Here is a 15084-nt window from a genome sequence, read left to right as displayed (position 1 = left end):
GCCGAGGCCGCCCCCGGCGCCCGCGCGCCGCGAAAGGACCGCAAGACCCCATGACCCGCCTGCTGTTCCGCGACGACCCCTATCTGCAACAGGCCGAGGCGCAGGTGATCGGCCACACCGCCGAGGGCGGCATCGTGCTGGATGCCTCGATCTTCTACGCCACCGGCGGCGGCCAGCCCGGCGACAGCGGTCTGCTGCGCTGGCCGGGCGGGCGCCTTACCATCGCCACCGCGATCAAGGCCGAGGGCGACCATATCGCCCTGGTACCCGCCGAGCCGCTGGCGCTGCCGCCGGTCGGCACCGTGGTGATGCAGCACCTTGATTGGACAAGGCGTTACCGTCACATGCGGGTGCATACCGCGCTTCACCTTCTGTCGGTGGTGATCCCGCTGCCGGTGACGGGGGGCCAGATCGGTGCCGACCGTGGCCGGCTGGATTTCGACATGCCCGAGCCGCCCGAGGACATCGCCGCGCTTGATGCCGCCCTGAACGCGCTGATCGACCGCGATCTGCCGGTGACCGAAAGCTGGATCACCGATGCCGAACTCGCCGCCAATCCCGGTCTGGTGAAAACCCTGTCGGTGATGCCGCCGGTCGGGCAGGGCCGGGTGCGGCTGATCGGCATCGGCCAGGGTGGCGCGCGCATCGACCTGCAACCCTGCGGCGGCACCCATGTTGCCCGCACCGCCGAAATCGGCCGGGTCGAGATCGGCCGGATCGAGAAGAAAGGCCGCCAGAACCGCCGCGTCAGCCTGACGCTGGCGGACTGAATCGCCTGGCGGCGTTGGGAATTGGCGTTTTCATTGCAACCGTTTTTTCCCGTTCTGCCCCCCTTGCACCCCCGCCCCGATGCAGGCTACACACCGCGGCACGGAGAGGTGGCCGAGTGGTCGAAGGCGCACGCCTGGAAAGTGTGTAGGCGGGGAACCGTCTCAAGGGTTCGAATCCCTTTCTCTCCGCCACTTGCCCCAACGAAAGCGTTCTCCCGATCCGGCAGCGGCCGGATTTTTCCGTTGTTTTCGGGGGATATGCAGGTGGGGCTGAGCACTGGCACCATCGTCAGGAGGCCCGGAAGCCTTCTCTCTGGGCCGTTATTCTCCGGACCTGTTGCCTTTGCCGTTACGGTGAACAGCTTGTAAGCATCTGTCCATAAATGATTTTATCCCGCGCCAGTGCGCTATCCGATCCCGGTTCCCTTCGCTTCCTTTTGCCCCTCACGTCGAACTTTTTTTGGGCGCACCGCTATGATGCATTGGCATATGTCGCAGTGAAGATCGTTTCGGACAACCATTTCTTGAACGAGGGATTGTCGGAAAACTGCTTGAACAACTCGGTATGGTCGGAGAGCAGCTCTATAACCGCACGTTCGAGCGCCTTGTCGTGTTCGATCCGGGCGTTCTGCTTGTCCGAGTTCTTCATGGCGTTCTGATACGCTCTGTCCGCCGAGACTTTCGCGGGCAGCTCCTCGGCAATCACCTTCCCGATCTTATCCTTGTCCTTCCACTCGATATTGCCGAACATCTCGTTGAAAATCTTGAGAATGTTGCTCAGCAGATCGAGTTCTGGCTCTGGTCTGCCACCGCCCCCGGTTGTAGGCACGGGGCCAATTTCAGCATCAGCATCCCGCAGCACGATGGCCATGGTTGCCTGAGCTTCGACCCGATAGCTGTCCATGTCGATTGCTTCAAGAATGCCCTTCGACAGGTCCTGCTCCTCGGGGGCCGGCAGCTTCGGCGTCAGAAAGTTCAGGAAGATTGACAGCTTCTCCCAATCGGCATTGCTGTAAGGAAGGATCGCGGCCAAGAAGCCGTAGGTCCTGGTGAACGCCTTCGCCTTGCCCTTGAAGTTGACCTGTCCGTCCTCGTCCAGGTCTGCCTTGTACACGGCAACGCAAGCGTCGAGTATCGGGTCGAGCTTATCCCGGTCCGCGCCGCCGAGGTAAAGCGCCACCAAGTCCGCAACCTGTTCCCAGGAATAGACTTGGTAACTGTCCAGTGAGGCCTTCAGATCGTGCAACTTGTTGGGATCTGTCTCTTCGCTGAGAATCGTGGTCCTGTAGTACGGCTCGAAAGATGCCTTGATCGCCTCGAAGTCATTCATGAAATCGAGAACGAAGGTGTCGTGCTTCTGTGGATGGGCCCGGTTCAACCGCGATAGGGTCTGCACCGCTTTCACCCCGGACAGGGTTTTATCCACGTACATCGTGTGCAGCAGGGGCTCGTCGTAGCCCGTCTGGAATTTGTCCGCGACAATTAGGAAACGATATGGATCCCTCTGGATCAACTCTTCAATCTGGCTGCTCGGGAATGCGCGGCAGCAATTCGCCCGCATCGGTCGCTTGCAGGATCCGCACACCGCGATCCGACATGCGCTGCGCAAGATCGGCATCGAAGGGCACCTGCTCATGGTGCATCTCGGCCGTGTCCTTGTTGATCGCGGTGAACACGGCAGGCGCGGCGCTGATGCCGGGCACACTGGCTTCCATGTAGGCCTGATAGACGACGATCTGGGCGGCGTAGACGGGCTTCGATTTCGTGACACCGTCCTTGACGCAGGCGCGCCAGTTCTTGGCGTTCATGGTCTTGCATTCCCAGAGCGCGGGAACGGCGAGGCCGAAGCCTTCAGGCCCAGCGGCAATGATGCCATCGACATGGCCACGGATGCGCCCGCCCGCGACCGAAAAGCCGAACTGGCCGCCATCGGGCTGGTTGCCCTTCCGGGTGTAGAGATCAAACCCCGCGCCGCGCAGCCACGCCACGGCCAAATCCTCCAGAGCATGGCCGATGGCAAAGATGCGCAGCGACTGGCCGCTGAAGTCCTGGCCCTCGTCTTTCGGCGTGGCCGTGAATTCAAACTGCAAGGCACGCTCGCAGGCGTGGCCAAGGCGCGACCCGCCCAGATAGTCACGGGGCGTGCGTGTCGCCTGATCGGCAGTCAGGGCAAGGTCAACGGCGGCATTGACCTGGTCGGCAAAGCTCGGGCGGTGATTGAAGTCCAGCGTCAAAACGGCACCTCTGGCGCATTGGCTTTGGCGATGTCGGACATGGCCTCGCGGAAGCCCTCGACGGACTCCTCGATCAGGGCACGCACTTGCGCCTCGGTCAGACCACCCAGAGGGGTGGCCCAGCCGATCTCGTCCATCAGCAAGGCGACGCGCTTCATGGTGGCGGCGATGGCCGCGCGCTCTTCATCGGTCAGGTCAACCATGGCCACACGCTCCCGCGCCAAACGCGTCCAGTAGCCTTGGCAGGACATCGAGCAGAACCAGACCGATGGCCGGGGCCGCTTCGAGCGGTGCGGATCGAACCAGCCAAAGCCATGGCTGGGTTGCCGGCAGACAGCACAGAGTGTTCCACGCGGATGCCACATCCGGGCATCGCGCTTGCGGCTCTATCCCGACGAGTTCCTCGACATCGCGTTTCCTTGTCCGCCGCGCGAGGAACAGGAACGCATGGTTGCCTTCCTTCACGCCAAGGAAGTGCAGCTCCGACGCCTAATCCGCAACAAGCGGCGGCTAATCGGGCTTTTGAACGAGCAGAAACAGGCGATCATCAACCGGGCGGTCACGCGCGGCCTGAACTCCGACGCCCCAATGAAGCCCACCGGCATCGATTGGATGCCCGAGGTTCCGGCCCATTGGGAGGTCCGGCCGATTAAGACATTGGCCCGACAGGGCTACAAAACATTCGTGGACGGCGATTGGATCGAGTCGCCCTACATCGAGGATTCAGGAGTTCGCTTAGTCCAAACGGGCAACATCGGTCGCGGTTATTTTAAGGAACAAGGATACCGCTACATATCTGAGCAAACATTTGAACGTCTCAACTGCACAGAGTTCGTGCCAGGTGACATATTGATATGCCGGCTCGGGGATCCAGTCAGCAGAGCATGTCTAGCACCTGATCTTGGCGTGCGAATGATTACATCAGTAGATGTCTGTATCTTAAAGCCTGACCCGGCATTTTCTCCTGCGCTAGTCGTCCACATATTGAACTGTCGCGGATATCTCGATTGGGTTAATTCACTCGTCCGTGGCAGCACAAGAGATCGAGTTAGCCGCTCAATGCTTGGCAGCTTCAAAGTGCCAATTTCGCCGGACGCGTCTGAGCAAGAAATGATTGTGCAGTACATCCATGAGGAAACGAAGGACCTAGATAAGGCGGTTGAAGAAACCACTTCGGAAATCAACCTTATCCGCGAATACCGCGAGCGCCTGATTGCCGACGTCGCCACCGGCAGGCTGGACGTGCGCCATATCGAGATCGCCGCGCCTGCGGACGAGCCGATCTCGGATGAGGACGACGCGCTAGAGGATCTGGAAAGCGACGACGCCGAGGTGATGGAGGGGGCCGATGCCGACGAATAGGCCCTCAATCCCCATCGAAATAAAGCGCGATGTGCTCTTCGAGGCTCGTCATCATTGCGCTGTCTGCTGCACATCGCTGCCGCTCGAGTATGCGCACGTGATTCCATGGAGCAAGTCGCAAGACCATTCGCTCGAAAACCTCATTGCCCTGTGCGCAAACTGTCACGAGCGGGCTGACAACGAAAAATGGGGCATGAGCTACCTCCAACGATACAAGAAGTCACCGTGCATCATTGCACGCGGTGATCCGCCGCCGATGACGGCAGAGCAGAAAATGCTGGTTGATCTGATCGTGGCGCGCGATCCGGATGAGATGAACCAGAAAGAGCGGCAGCGCCTGGTGTCGATGGTAGCTGCTTATGTAGGTGTTCCATTCGGCCAAATAGGGATTTCATCCGTAACGGTGCACCTGCCGGACTGGGCCGACAGCGAGTGGCTGAAGCAACTGACTGCCGAACAGTTGGTGACGGTCAAAAGCAGGCGCGGGTTTTCGAAGCTGGAATGGCAGAAACTGCGCGAACGCAACGAGGCCCTCGATATCCGCATCTACGCGCGGGCAGCAGCGTGGATCCTTGGCGCGGACCGCTGGCCGGAAGCACGGTGGCTAGAGCTGGAAGGGCAATTCAAGGTCATCGAACAGAGTGGCAGAGGGTCTGAAGGGCAAAGCGGGAACCGGCGCACGCCCCGAAGTTCAGCGCGGCGAAAGACCGTGCGGTCGAGTTACATGGGGTGACATCGGACGGCGATCAGCGTTGCCGCATTTTGCGGCTGCGCTTGAAGGCTTCGAGCGAGACCTTGCGGCGCTCTGCAATCGCGCGGAGGCCTGCCGCGATGTCCGCCGCGGCGAAATCGGTGGGGTGGAAGGGGCCGCCATACCAGCGGACCATGTCCTTATGCTGCGGGTGGCTGCGTTTCGCGACGGCTTCGATAAAGTCCATGAAGCCGGGCGGACCGCCGACGTCTTCGGGCGGCGCGCGTCGCTCGCCATCGATGAAAACGGGGTAGTCGAGCGCCGGATCGGCAACGCCGACGCTCTCCACCGTGATCCGGTGCTGCCAGTCGTCACCGAAATCGTAGGTATAGACGAATTTCGTGACCCCACGGCCGATCAGCGTGCCAAGGCGCATGCCTTTGGCCTGATATATCTTGCGGCCCCACGCTGCGTCCTCGGGGCTGGGTTCTCCATAAACCCGATCACCGATGGTGAACTGATAGAGGTGGGTGTTTTCCCACGGCATCACGGCCTGGATCACCTCATGCAGCGAACGCAGATTGGTTGTGAGGCTGACCTCGACACGCCGCCAGATGCGCGGCTCGAGATGCTCGAGGTCGATACGAATACGGGCAATCTGCTGGGTCATGGGCTCGGAAGGATTTGGGCGTGATCGCCTCAGAATAGGAGGCAGACGGCATGGCGACAATCACAGAACTCCGCGCGAGGCGCGATGCGCTTGCCGCGCAACGGTCTTCGGGCGTGGCCCGCGTGAGCTACGACGGCAAGACCGTGGACTACCGCAGCCTGGCCGAGATCGACCGGGCCATCGAGATGCTGGACCGTGACATCGCGACTGCCGAGGGCCGCAAGATCATCCGGCAGGTGCGCGTGATCACCGCCAAGGGGTTGTGACGCATGAGTTGGCTGAATGCCTTTCGCCGCAGGGGCACCGGCGGTCCTGTCGCTGTGCGCGCGCGGCTGGAAGGGGCGATGTCGCAGCGCCGGTTGCGGGGTTGGCAGCCGCCGCTGGAAAACATCAACTCGCTGATTGCCTCTGGCGGGCCGCGTCTGTTGGCGCGGTCGCGCGAGTTGGTGGTGACCAATGGTTATGCCGCCAATGCCTGCGAAGCATTTGCCTCGAACCTGGTGGGCGACGGGATCAAGCCGTCGTCGCTGATCGAGGATCCGGCTCTGCGCGACCAGGTGCAGCGGCTCTGGCTCGCCTGGACGGATGAGGCCGATGCGGACGGGCTGACCGATTTCTACGGTCTGCAGGCGATGGTGGCGCGCGAGATGTTCGTTGCCGGTGAATGCTTTGTGCGGCTGCGACCGCGCCGGGCCGAGGATGCCTGCGCGCAGGCTGTCGTCGGCATTGCCGATGGTGGCCTGCACGCGCAGGGTGCGGCTGGTCTCGTCCACCCGGTTGTCCACCGCAATGATCCGTCCTTCGCCGGCCTGTCCGGGGGTCGCGATCGGGGCGGCCGAGACGATGTCGCCCGGCGCCACTCGGGCCGCCACGCGCTCGGGCACCCGGAAATCGACGATCAGGCTGGAGCGGTCTTCGATCCGGGTGATGACGGTGGTGGGCGTGACCAGATCGCCGACCTGCGGCTCGATCAGGCCAACATAACCCGCGATGGGCGCGGTCAATTCGTGGTCGGCCAGATCGCGTTCGGCCGATTGCAGCGCCAGATCCGCCGTCCGCAGCGCCAGTTCTGCATCCTGCCGTTGCAGGTTGGTGGTGGCGCCGGACTGGGTCAGTTGGTCCAACCGGTCGAGGGTCTTCTGCGCATCCTCCAGCACCAGCCGGGCCCGCTCGACCATCAGTCTCGCCGCTTCGGCATCCAGCTCGGCGATCACCTCGCCCGCCGCGACCCGCTGGCCCGGCGCCACCGCCAAGGCAGTCAGCCGCCCGGTGACCCCGAAGGACAGGTCGACCGATTGCACCCCACGGGCCGAGCCGATGGCGGCCACCACGTCGCGCAGCACCTGATGGCGAACCTCGCCGGCAACAACCGGCACACCCGGCCCACCCCCGCGACCGTCTGGCTCGGCCGCCTCTTCGGCCGGCACGAAGCCCAGCGTTGCCAGCGGCTGCAGAAGCCCGATCTGGTCAAGCCAGGGCCTTGTTCCCGGCACAAACCGCGCCGAAAGCGGGATTGCCACCGCGCCGATCACCGCGATCATCAGAATCTGGTGGATCACCTTCATCCGGTTTTCCTTTTGCCTGTCCGGAGCCAGACCAGTCTTGCCCTGTTGCTTGTGCATTCCCCCGGACATCCGGGTCCAGAGAAGACCGGCTCCGGTCGGCCTATCATAGGTCTTGCGCGGCAAAGGGGAAGCGATCTCTCCCATTCTTGAACGAGCGCGCCCGGACGCGGGCGGTGTCCTCGCCTTTCCCGAACGTCGGCTTTCGGCTCCTCGCGCCGGCTACCGCCGATCTGGTGGGGCAGGCCGAGCATGGCTACAATTCGCCAGTCTGGCTGGTGACCTCGGACCGCGGGCTGGCTGCGCGGGTGACGGCGCTGGTGCCCGAGCTGATCGTGGCCCTGCCCGAACCGAACCGCGCCAGCGCCGCCGCTGCCTGGGCCGATCTGGCCGAAGTCATCCTGTGCGAGGATGCCGAGGAAATGGCGCGGGTCTTCGATGTGACGGTGGGCGATTGGGTGTCCGAGGGTGATCGACTTGCGGTCGTCCTGCCAGTCGCTGGAACAGAACCCCACGAGATAGTTTCGCCCTTCGATGGCTTGGTCATGACGCGCCGAGACCGGCGCTTCACCCGTCGAGGAGAGAACGTGATCAAGGTTCTGCGGCAAGGAAGCCACCCGAACCGAAGCTGAAACATGTCACCGAGGCGGCCGTTGTCGCCGTGGGTGATACCTTGCGCGAACCGCGGCTGGCGGTGCCAATTGTTGGTGGCGGCACGACCCACCGCCTGCGGAAAAGTTGGCCGTTTATGCCCGCGATTGCGCGGGGGCCGGGTGGCTGGGCGTTCAGCGCCCCTCGGGCCGGGAATACCCGCTGCAGCCGCATTTCGGGGTCAACCGGATTGCCAACTGGTCGCCGTCCGTTACCACCACGATCACTACCGAAGGCCTGCCCATCACCTCGGTCGGGACCGTCTCGCACCCAACGCTCGCCGCGACGAACCTGGCCGCCAGCTTGCGGCGCTGGCGCTTGACCTCGGCGGCAGTGGTGGATTCGGCCGCCGAACAGCGTTCCGCCGGTTGGGCCTGCTGGCGCGGCAACGCAGCCGGTCTAGGCGGCTGGACCTTCGTCACGCGGATTTCGCTGACGACCTTGCAAGTCACCGGCATGGGGTTCTTCGGCCTTTACGGATCAACCGCCGCGCTGGCCACCACCCTGACGCTGGCCGCCGCCATCAACTGCATCGGCATCGGATTCCAGCGCGGCACCCACACCCGCTGGCAGCTGGTCACGAACGACGGCACCGGCGCGCCGACGCTGACCGACATGGGGGCGAGTTTCGGTATAGCGACGGGTGGGGTGCTGACCCTCTACATCGCGGCACCGCCCAATGGTGGTTCCGTGTGTGTGAGGGTGGGGGTCAGCCGATCGCCGGTCTCGTCGAACAGTTTGCTATGGGCGGGAAGCGGGCGTTCGTTGCGACGAAAACTTAGACCGGGAGGCGCAGATTCCGGACGTTGCGAAGTCCGGAGCGCCGCGCAGGCGTTGAACCAAAGGAGTTGACCTATCTGGGAAACACGCTAATTTTCGCGGAAAATTTAAAAGATTGCGTTCACTAGTGCCTCTATTGCGGGTGCAGGGTAATGTTACCCGTCGAATCGTGGATCAGAGGTCCGGAATGCCTGCCAGATACAAAATCTTGAAATCCGTCAATCTCAAGCATGTCGTCATCGAAGGTTCAACAAACTACGAGGAACTTGAGAGACTATTTCTTGACTACTTGCGCGACCCTGCGTTCGCACCAGACCTTCGCATTCTTGCTGACCTTCGCGGCATGACCGATGCGCTTGCGGGGCTATGGGAAATTCGGAAGCTGAAGGCGTTGTACCAATTCGCCTATCATGATGCAGTTGGGGTCGTGGACGTCGTCATTGTCACGGGCAGGGGCATGGCATTTCGTGCCGCTCGCGCGTTTCAGTTGATCATGCATGACAAAAAGCCACTTGTCATCCGCATCACGGATAGCATGGCAGCGGCCCAAAGTATGTTAAACCTAAGCAATAATGTGTTGGCTCAGCTGGATCGAGGTGGTCAGTCCTCCAAGGTTGTTTCTTTCCCAATCCATTGAACGATTGTACCAAATGGCATGCCGGATTGGGTGCTTGTCGACATGTGTGAAATCAATCTTGTCACTTTCAACACGAGCGGGGATTTCTCTCCCATATCGGACGCGCAGATTTACTGTCGCTCGACTCACCTGTAGCGATGGATGGGAAACATTAGCAAGCCGCTGAAATAGTCGGTTCTCGACGCGATTTGAGGAAAATGGTTTACTCTCTGCACGACAGCGGTGGGGTTTGTGATGCGTGGTGTGGAAGAGACGAGCGGGTCGTTGTTCAGCTATGTGGACCTTGAGGCTCGCATCCCTGCACGGCATCCTCTGCGCAAGATCAGGCAGGTGGTGAATGAGGCACTTGCCAGCCTAAATGCCGAGTTCGAGGCGATCTACGTTGTCAATGGCTTACAAGACATCCGGGGGGGATTATCAGGCGGCGAACAGGATCAGAATCAGGTTAAGTGCGGCGCTCACGCGCGCATTGCTTTGACTTCGCGACAGGGCTTATATTTGTAGGGCTTCCCCAGAAAACCGCCAAACCCTTCAGGCCGCAGCTACAAAGATACACTGAAACCCTGACCTTTCACATGATTGGGAACTATTCAAAGCCGACAACTTATTTGGCCCCTCACTTTGGTGGCACTTTGAGACAAATCGAACCATCCCTACTTCCTGCTATCAAGCCGGATTAACAAGACTAATCCTCTCAGGCCATATGCGAAACAGAGCCAAGCGCGCTGACAAACTCTTCAAATTGGTCCAACGGCATTGGAACTCCAAAGAGGTATCCTTGGAACTGGTCGCATCCGATGCCTTCGAGAAAGCCCTTCTGTTCTTCAGTCTCAACACCTTCGGCGATGACGTGCAGCCCGAGCGTTCGCCCAAGGGCAACGATCATTTCGGCAATCGCCGCATCGTTCTTGTTCTGCGGGAGATCGCTAACAAAGCTCCGATCAATCTTGAGCTGATCTAGCGGCAGTTGCTTCAAGTATGACAGAGACGAATAGCCTGTTCCAAAATCGTCGAGCGAAAAGAGGATTTCGTGCTGCTGGAGTGCAGTCATTTTCCGGATGGCATCATCTAAGTTGTTGACCAGCAAACTTTCGGTGATCTCCAGTTTCAATCGTCTGGGCCGCGCACCGTGCCTTTCAATTGCGCCCAGAACAGTTTCGACGAAATCCTCACTATGCAACTGGTTGGCGCTGACATTGATCGAAAGGTTGATGTCAGAAAACAGTTCCTTGGCGGCCCAATTCGACAGCACCTTAGCCGCACAATCCAAGACCCAGTTGCCTAAGGGTACGATCAAACCGGACTTTTCGGCAATTGGGATGAAGACTCCGGGGGATACTAGGCCGCGCACAGGGTGCGGCCAGCGAAGCAGCACTTCGGCACCCACCACCGTGCCGAACCTGTTGATCTGAGGTTGCAGGTGAAACTCAAACTCGCCCCGGTCGACGGCAGTCCGAAGATCGGCGTCCAACGAAACTTCCTCGCGCACTACCCGCTGCATTTCTGGATCGAAGAAGCGAATGACGTTGCCGCCGGCGCCTTTCGCTTCGTACATGGCGATGTCTGCCCTCTTGAGGATATCGTCGAAGGTTTCCAGCGGCGCAGAAAAGAGAGCAATGCCGATGCTCGTCGAGCAGTTGTGTTCATAGCCTTCGAGTTGGAAGGGTTGCTTGAAAATCCTCAGGACCAGCTCCGCCGCATGTTCCGCCAATAGGGCCGCATCGCGCTCGATGACCGTCTTGAGGGTGGGCAAGAGCACGACGAATTCGTCTCCACCAAAGCGGGCGACTGTGCTGTCTCCGCCCAGGCGCCGCGAAATGCGGTCTGCCACAGCCTTAAGAAGTTTGTCACCCACATCGTGGCCGAGTGTGTCGTTCAATCGCTTGAACTGGTCTAGGTCGATGAAAAGAAGAGCCCCGAATTCGCCTGACTGCGCATTCGTGCGCATGGCCTGAATGGTGCGGTCCGTCGCTAGATGGCGGTTCGGCAATCCTGTCAACTGGTCGTAGAACGCCAGGCGTTTAATCTGGCGTTCGGCCTTGCGCCGATCGGATACGTCGTAGAAAGTTCCGATCATGCTCGTTGGTAGCCCCTTGTCGCTCATGACTGGCGATAGGGTAAACCACAACGATGCTCCCGCCGCTGAGACCGCCTTGGTGCGGACATCGCCCTTCCAAGGGCATCCTTCGCGAAGAGCCGTGTTAAGCCCGAGGCCGCCGGCCTCCTCGTCGACGATCATCTCCTCGAACAAGCGACCGAGCAAGCTATTCGGTTCGCATCCCATAAGGCGTGCCAACGCCGCGTTGACACGCAGGATTCGCCCGCCCATGTCCAGAACTGCCATGCCTTCCTGAGATTCGAAGGCTGTCGCTGCGATCTTGAGGTTCTCGTTTGTGCGGTCAAGTTCTTCCGATTTGGTCTTCAGGTCGTGCTCTACGATCTGTCGGTGCGAGATTTCGGCCGATAGTTCGACATTCTTATGCTGAAGGGCCGCCTGATGCTTGCGCGCCATCTCATAGATGGTTTGCAGCCGCTCGGCCCGCAGGCCCATCCTGAAAACGACAAATGTCGCCGCAAGAATGACAAGTGCCAGCACTCCGAGGAACGCAGCCGTGTGGTCCCTGTTTATATCCGAAAATAACTCAGTCTTCTCTTTCAGGGTCAAAAGCGAAAACGGCGAATCGGGGATATCGACGGCCACGAGAAACATGTCGCTGAACTGGCCGTTCTGTGGGAGAGTGGAGAAGATCGATGGGCGCTGGTCCGGCAATTCCGATAACAGCGTCCGCAAATCCAAGCTGTTTACGGCATTCCCCGTGGCAATCTGGATCAATTCTCCAGACTTGAAGACGACGAACCGCAGGTCGTGGTCCATTGTCAAAACCGGCCTCAACGGGACGGAAAGCCGACTCAGGTCGGCGGTCGCCACAAGCGTTCCGCGTGACCTACCCTTCACCAGGACATCGACAGAAGTACGGAGCGTGCGGTTCGCGGTATCGATCTCAGTTGTGTCACCTTGAGAGTTGGCACGCACTGGGACCCAGGCGGCCGACGGGTTGGTCGAAGCCAGAATTTCGCCCTTTTCATCGTACAGAGCGATACTTCGAAAGGCGGTGTCTGTCCGCTCGCCTCTCCTGCCAACGTGGGCCCTCAGAAAGGAATCGATGAACTCGAGATTTAGGTTCAGTCCGTAGGTGCGCGACATTCCGAGATCGAGGTTCACAAAATAGTTCTCGATTTCCCGTGCTCTTGCGAGCAACTCGGCGTCCTTCCGGTAACGACCGAAAACCTGTGAGACATTGGACGCAAGGTCTCTCTCCCGTTCAATGACTCGCTCCTTTGAAACCGCGGCTAAGCGAGCGTTTGTGCTCGCCACTTGCCAGGCAGCAATGAGCAGGACGGCGGCAAGGGCACAGGCGATTACGCTTGGCCAATGTCGTAAGAACATTGAGGTGGCGGATCGCTGTAGCATGGCGTTTCAGAAGAAGTCCGAAAAGAAGGATCGGACTCCCGGATAATACTTATCCACCAATGCGTCGTAAGTTCCGTCTTGCTTGATTTGGCGAAGATAGTTGTTGAACGCATCGCGAAGATTTTCGGCATCTTTCGGAAAAGCTGTTGCAAGGACCTGAGGTTCGGAGATTGGGCCGAGAATCTTGATCTGTCCCGACCATTGGTCGAGGTCGCGGATTACATCTGGAACGTCGAGCAGGGCGATGTCAGCTGTCCCGTCCAGCATCGCGGGCACCATTTCGTTGAGATTGGTGCTGGAGGTTAATTTTCTCAAATCGACAACATTGCCGACGATGCCATACCCGGAGGGGTCGAGGCACGTTTTTTCCATCACGAGAAGGCTGTGCGTTCCAATCAATGCCTTGGTGGCAGCGATATCGCTCGCGAGGTTTCCGCTGGGTTGAATCGGCGACAGCCTGGAATTAGCCGGCGCCACCAAAAGGACCTGAGAGGGAAATGTCGGCTCTGAGAAAAGCAAGAATTTCTCGCGCCAAGGGAGATGCGTGAAGCCGGCCGATATTACATCTCCCCGGACAGGAAAATTCCCCTGTAGCGCGAGGCCGTCCGGCGTATTCACGATGTCCTTGCCGAGAGTATCCCGGATGACCGAGTAGAAATCGGAATAGACAAGTTCATAGTCGACACCGATGTAGCGTGCGAAACCCTTCATCAAGTCGACGTCAAAGCCGTCCCCCGCGCCGGTAACGAAGTTGGCGTATCTAATGCCAATGTGCCGAATCTTTCCTATGTGCCGGATTTCGTCGAGATCTGCCCCGAAGGCTGGAAGAAAGGCAAAGAGGGCCAGCAACGCAGACAGCGTCCCCTGCCGAAAAAAGGTGGCTAGTCTCATACGTGCTCTCCAGCGAGACAAGGTGATTCGCCAACACCCTATCCTTCTATGACATTTGCAAGCAGCGGATTTGGTCGCCCCCTCCATTTACGCCTCGACACCAGCCGTCTGAGTCGACCTTGTGTCGCCGTGCGTGCAGCCAAACGAGTAACCACTCGGTTGACATAATGTGCTAACCTCTATTCGGGACCAATATCCACCGTTTGGCTGTGGTTATTCACGAGAATGCGCCCCCTGATATCACCTTCGAGCGATAAAGGGAGAGAAACTTCGATCTGGATGCTCGCAGCCAGTGGCACAAAGGCCCGAGCCGTTGCAATGAAGCCGTATCGCTCGGCAACTGAAGTGGCTGCAAGTGCCGGATGAGTGAGTTCACGCGGATGCACGTGTGAGCCTTTATCTGCTTCTCGGACTTGTATCGATCCGACTGATTAACAATTCATTAATGATGGTTGTCAATTGCTTAGGTTTAGTTAATGCGGTAAGAACTCGCCTCCCGCGGGAAAATTCGCACCTATGTCTTGAACGCTCGGGCGCGCACATTCGCCAAGGTTGCGCGTCGCGTCAACGATGGCGAATAGCCAACTGTGGTTGAAGGTTGCCAGGCTGCCATAGAGCCGAATCGACTTGCATCTGTGTTGCTGATTTATGAACTTTTCTCGGTGAGTTGATGACCGTTCACGATCTGGCGCTCGCGACCAAAGGTTCTGGCCCTCGTCGCGGCGCAACAATCAATTGACGGTGCTGGACTGTTAATTTCATTTGCATTGGATTCCGGCGAAATGCAACTCGGACGACCGGGAAGTAGGCGTCCGGACCTTGATGGCGTTGGACGAGGCGTTCGAGTTTTCAAGTCAGGGTATTCCGTCGGTGTTCCGCGGAACCACTTCCAGGTCACCTCACCAGTGCGGCAGCCGCCAACGCCGCCGCCGAGGATCGATCTGCAGGCTTGGTCTGCTGGCGCGGCAACGCCGATGGTCTGGGCGGGTGAAACTACGTCAACCGCTTGTCGCCGACCACAAGCACAGGCGAACGGCGTCGGCTTCCAGCGCTCAGCCCATGCTTGCGGCACAGCTCGGCCGTCGGCAGCCCAGCCTCTTGCTCTTTGATCATCCCGACAATCTGCGCCTCGGTGAAACGGCTTTTCCTCATGTCGTCTGCTCCTTCAGGTTGGGCAGACTCTACATCAGACTAAGGGAACTTCTGGGGGGCAGGTCACTTTGAATGAGGCAAATTTGTGCGCTTCGGACGGTCGATCGGCACGATGTGGATCCGCCCTTCTTGTGGAACATTGAGAAACCGCGCACCTCGACAACCCATAGTTGTCTCTTGACGAGCTGTGTGGAGAAAATGGTGTCTTTAAC

The 15084-nt window shown here is 59.5% G+C and carries 9 protein-coding genes, 1 tRNA gene and 8 pseudogenes; 10 read left to right on the top strand and 8 right to left on the bottom strand.

The window, feature by feature from the left end; all coding sequences use genetic code 11:
• Window positions 1–50: 50 nt before the first annotated feature.
• Both RSW2DRAFT_RS16710 and RSW2DRAFT_RS16705 read left to right on the top strand, forming a co-directional pair.
• Entirely contained in the window at window positions 51–770 is a 720-nt protein-coding gene (locus RSW2DRAFT_RS16710; protein ID WP_008033144.1) for an alanyl-tRNA editing protein, read from the top strand.
• A 102-nt stretch (window positions 771–872) separates the two neighbouring features.
• Window positions 873–962 (top strand) — tRNA-Ser (locus RSW2DRAFT_RS16705).
• Window positions 963–1242: 280 nt separating this feature from the next.
• Here the strand turns inward: RSW2DRAFT_RS16705 and RSW2DRAFT_RS16700 are convergent.
• From RSW2DRAFT_RS16700 to RSW2DRAFT_RS16690, 3 genes are read right to left on the bottom strand one after another with little or no spacing between them, the layout of a single operon-like run.
• Window positions 1243–2283 carry a type I restriction enzyme subunit R domain-containing protein gene (locus RSW2DRAFT_RS16700; RefSeq protein WP_232209708.1) on the bottom strand — a complete coding sequence of 347 codons (1041 nt, stop codon included), beginning with the start codon at window positions 2281–2283 and terminating at the stop codon, window positions 1243–1245.
• Between the two features lie 4 nt (window positions 2284–2287).
• Window positions 2288–3004: a hypothetical protein gene (locus RSW2DRAFT_RS16695; RefSeq protein WP_008033140.1), complete on the bottom strand. Its 717-nt coding sequence runs from the start codon at window positions 3002–3004 to the stop codon at window positions 2288–2290.
• Window positions 3001–3207 carry a DUF6511 domain-containing protein gene (locus tag RSW2DRAFT_RS16690; RefSeq protein WP_008033139.1) on the bottom strand — a complete coding sequence of 69 codons (207 nt, stop codon included), beginning with the start codon at window positions 3205–3207 and terminating at the stop codon, window positions 3001–3003. Before RSW2DRAFT_RS16690 ends, RSW2DRAFT_RS16695 begins: the two co-directional genes overlap by 4 nt.
• A 175-nt stretch (window positions 3208–3382) precedes the next feature.
• On the opposite strand from RSW2DRAFT_RS16690, the gene RSW2DRAFT_RS16685 reads away from it, so the two are divergent.
• From RSW2DRAFT_RS16685 to RSW2DRAFT_RS18640, 3 genes and pseudogenes are all read left to right on the top strand, one after another.
• Window positions 3383–4366 (top strand): hypothetical protein, encoded by a 984-nt coding sequence (locus RSW2DRAFT_RS16685; RefSeq protein WP_156790778.1) that lies wholly within the window; start codon window positions 3383–3385, stop codon window positions 4364–4366.
• Window positions 4353–4544 (top strand): annotated as a pseudogene (locus RSW2DRAFT_RS18645) (HNH endonuclease); the annotation flags it as partial. The gene RSW2DRAFT_RS16685 and the pseudogene RSW2DRAFT_RS18645, both read left to right, overlap by 14 nt.
• A 222-nt stretch (window positions 4545–4766) precedes the next feature.
• Window positions 4767–5099: pseudogene (locus RSW2DRAFT_RS18640) on the top strand (terminase gpA endonuclease subunit); the annotation flags it as partial.
• A gap of 13 nt (window positions 5100–5112) precedes the next feature.
• Here the strand turns inward: RSW2DRAFT_RS18640 and RSW2DRAFT_RS16675 are convergent.
• Window positions 5113–5727: a plasmid pRiA4b ORF-3 family protein gene (locus tag RSW2DRAFT_RS16675; protein ID WP_008033134.1), complete on the bottom strand. Its 615-nt coding sequence runs from the start codon at window positions 5725–5727 to the stop codon at window positions 5113–5115.
• Window positions 5728–5996: 269 nt separating this feature from the next.
• Here RSW2DRAFT_RS16675 and RSW2DRAFT_RS18410 point away from each other — a divergent pair.
• Window positions 5997–6365, top strand: a pseudogene (locus RSW2DRAFT_RS18410) (phage portal protein); the annotation flags it as partial.
• A gap of 75 nt (window positions 6366–6440) precedes the next feature.
• Here the strand turns inward: RSW2DRAFT_RS18410 and RSW2DRAFT_RS18635 are convergent.
• Window positions 6441–7268: pseudogene (locus tag RSW2DRAFT_RS18635) on the bottom strand (efflux RND transporter periplasmic adaptor subunit); the annotation flags it as partial.
• Between the two features lie 245 nt (window positions 7269–7513).
• Here RSW2DRAFT_RS18635 and RSW2DRAFT_RS18630 point away from each other — a divergent pair.
• The 4 genes and pseudogenes from RSW2DRAFT_RS18630 to RSW2DRAFT_RS18130 form a co-directional block, all read left to right on the top strand.
• Window positions 7514–7729 (top strand): annotated as a pseudogene (locus RSW2DRAFT_RS18630) (histidinol dehydrogenase); the annotation flags it as partial.
• A 280-nt stretch (window positions 7730–8009) separates the two neighbouring features.
• Window positions 8010–8645: pseudogene (locus tag RSW2DRAFT_RS18625) on the top strand (hypothetical protein); the annotation flags it as partial.
• Window positions 8646–8907: 262 nt separating this feature from the next.
• A complete protein-coding gene (locus RSW2DRAFT_RS16655) occupies window positions 8908–9357 on the top strand; it encodes a hypothetical protein (RefSeq protein ID WP_008033126.1) in 450 nt (149 codons plus the stop codon).
• 234 nt (window positions 9358–9591) lie between these two features.
• A pseudogene (locus RSW2DRAFT_RS18130) lies at window positions 9592–9762 on the top strand (IS5/IS1182 family transposase); the annotation flags it as partial.
• A gap of 289 nt (window positions 9763–10051) precedes the next feature.
• On the opposite strand, the gene RSW2DRAFT_RS17295 reads toward RSW2DRAFT_RS18130, so the two are convergent.
• From RSW2DRAFT_RS17295 to RSW2DRAFT_RS17615, 3 genes and pseudogenes are all read right to left on the bottom strand, one after another.
• Window positions 10052–12616, bottom strand: a complete 2565-nt coding sequence (locus RSW2DRAFT_RS17295) for a putative bifunctional diguanylate cyclase/phosphodiesterase (protein WP_008033124.1) — start codon at window positions 12614–12616, stop codon at window positions 10052–10054.
• A gap of 219 nt (window positions 12617–12835) precedes the next feature.
• A complete protein-coding gene (locus RSW2DRAFT_RS16640; protein ID WP_008033123.1) occupies window positions 12836–13720 on the bottom strand; it encodes a transporter substrate-binding domain-containing protein in 885 nt (294 codons plus the stop codon).
• A gap of 1041 nt (window positions 13721–14761) precedes the next feature.
• A pseudogene (locus tag RSW2DRAFT_RS17615) lies at window positions 14762–14872 on the bottom strand (transposase); the annotation flags it as partial.
• Window positions 14873–15084 lie beyond the last annotated feature (212 nt).

It is taken from the genome of Rhodobacter ferrooxidans (assembly GCF_000176015.1).
GTDB classification, from domain to species: domain Bacteria; phylum Pseudomonadota; class Alphaproteobacteria; order Rhodobacterales; family Rhodobacteraceae; genus Pseudorhodobacter_B; species Pseudorhodobacter_B ferrooxidans.
Note: the sequence above shows the minus strand (reverse complement) of the source record. Positions and strands in the feature narration are given on the sequence as shown.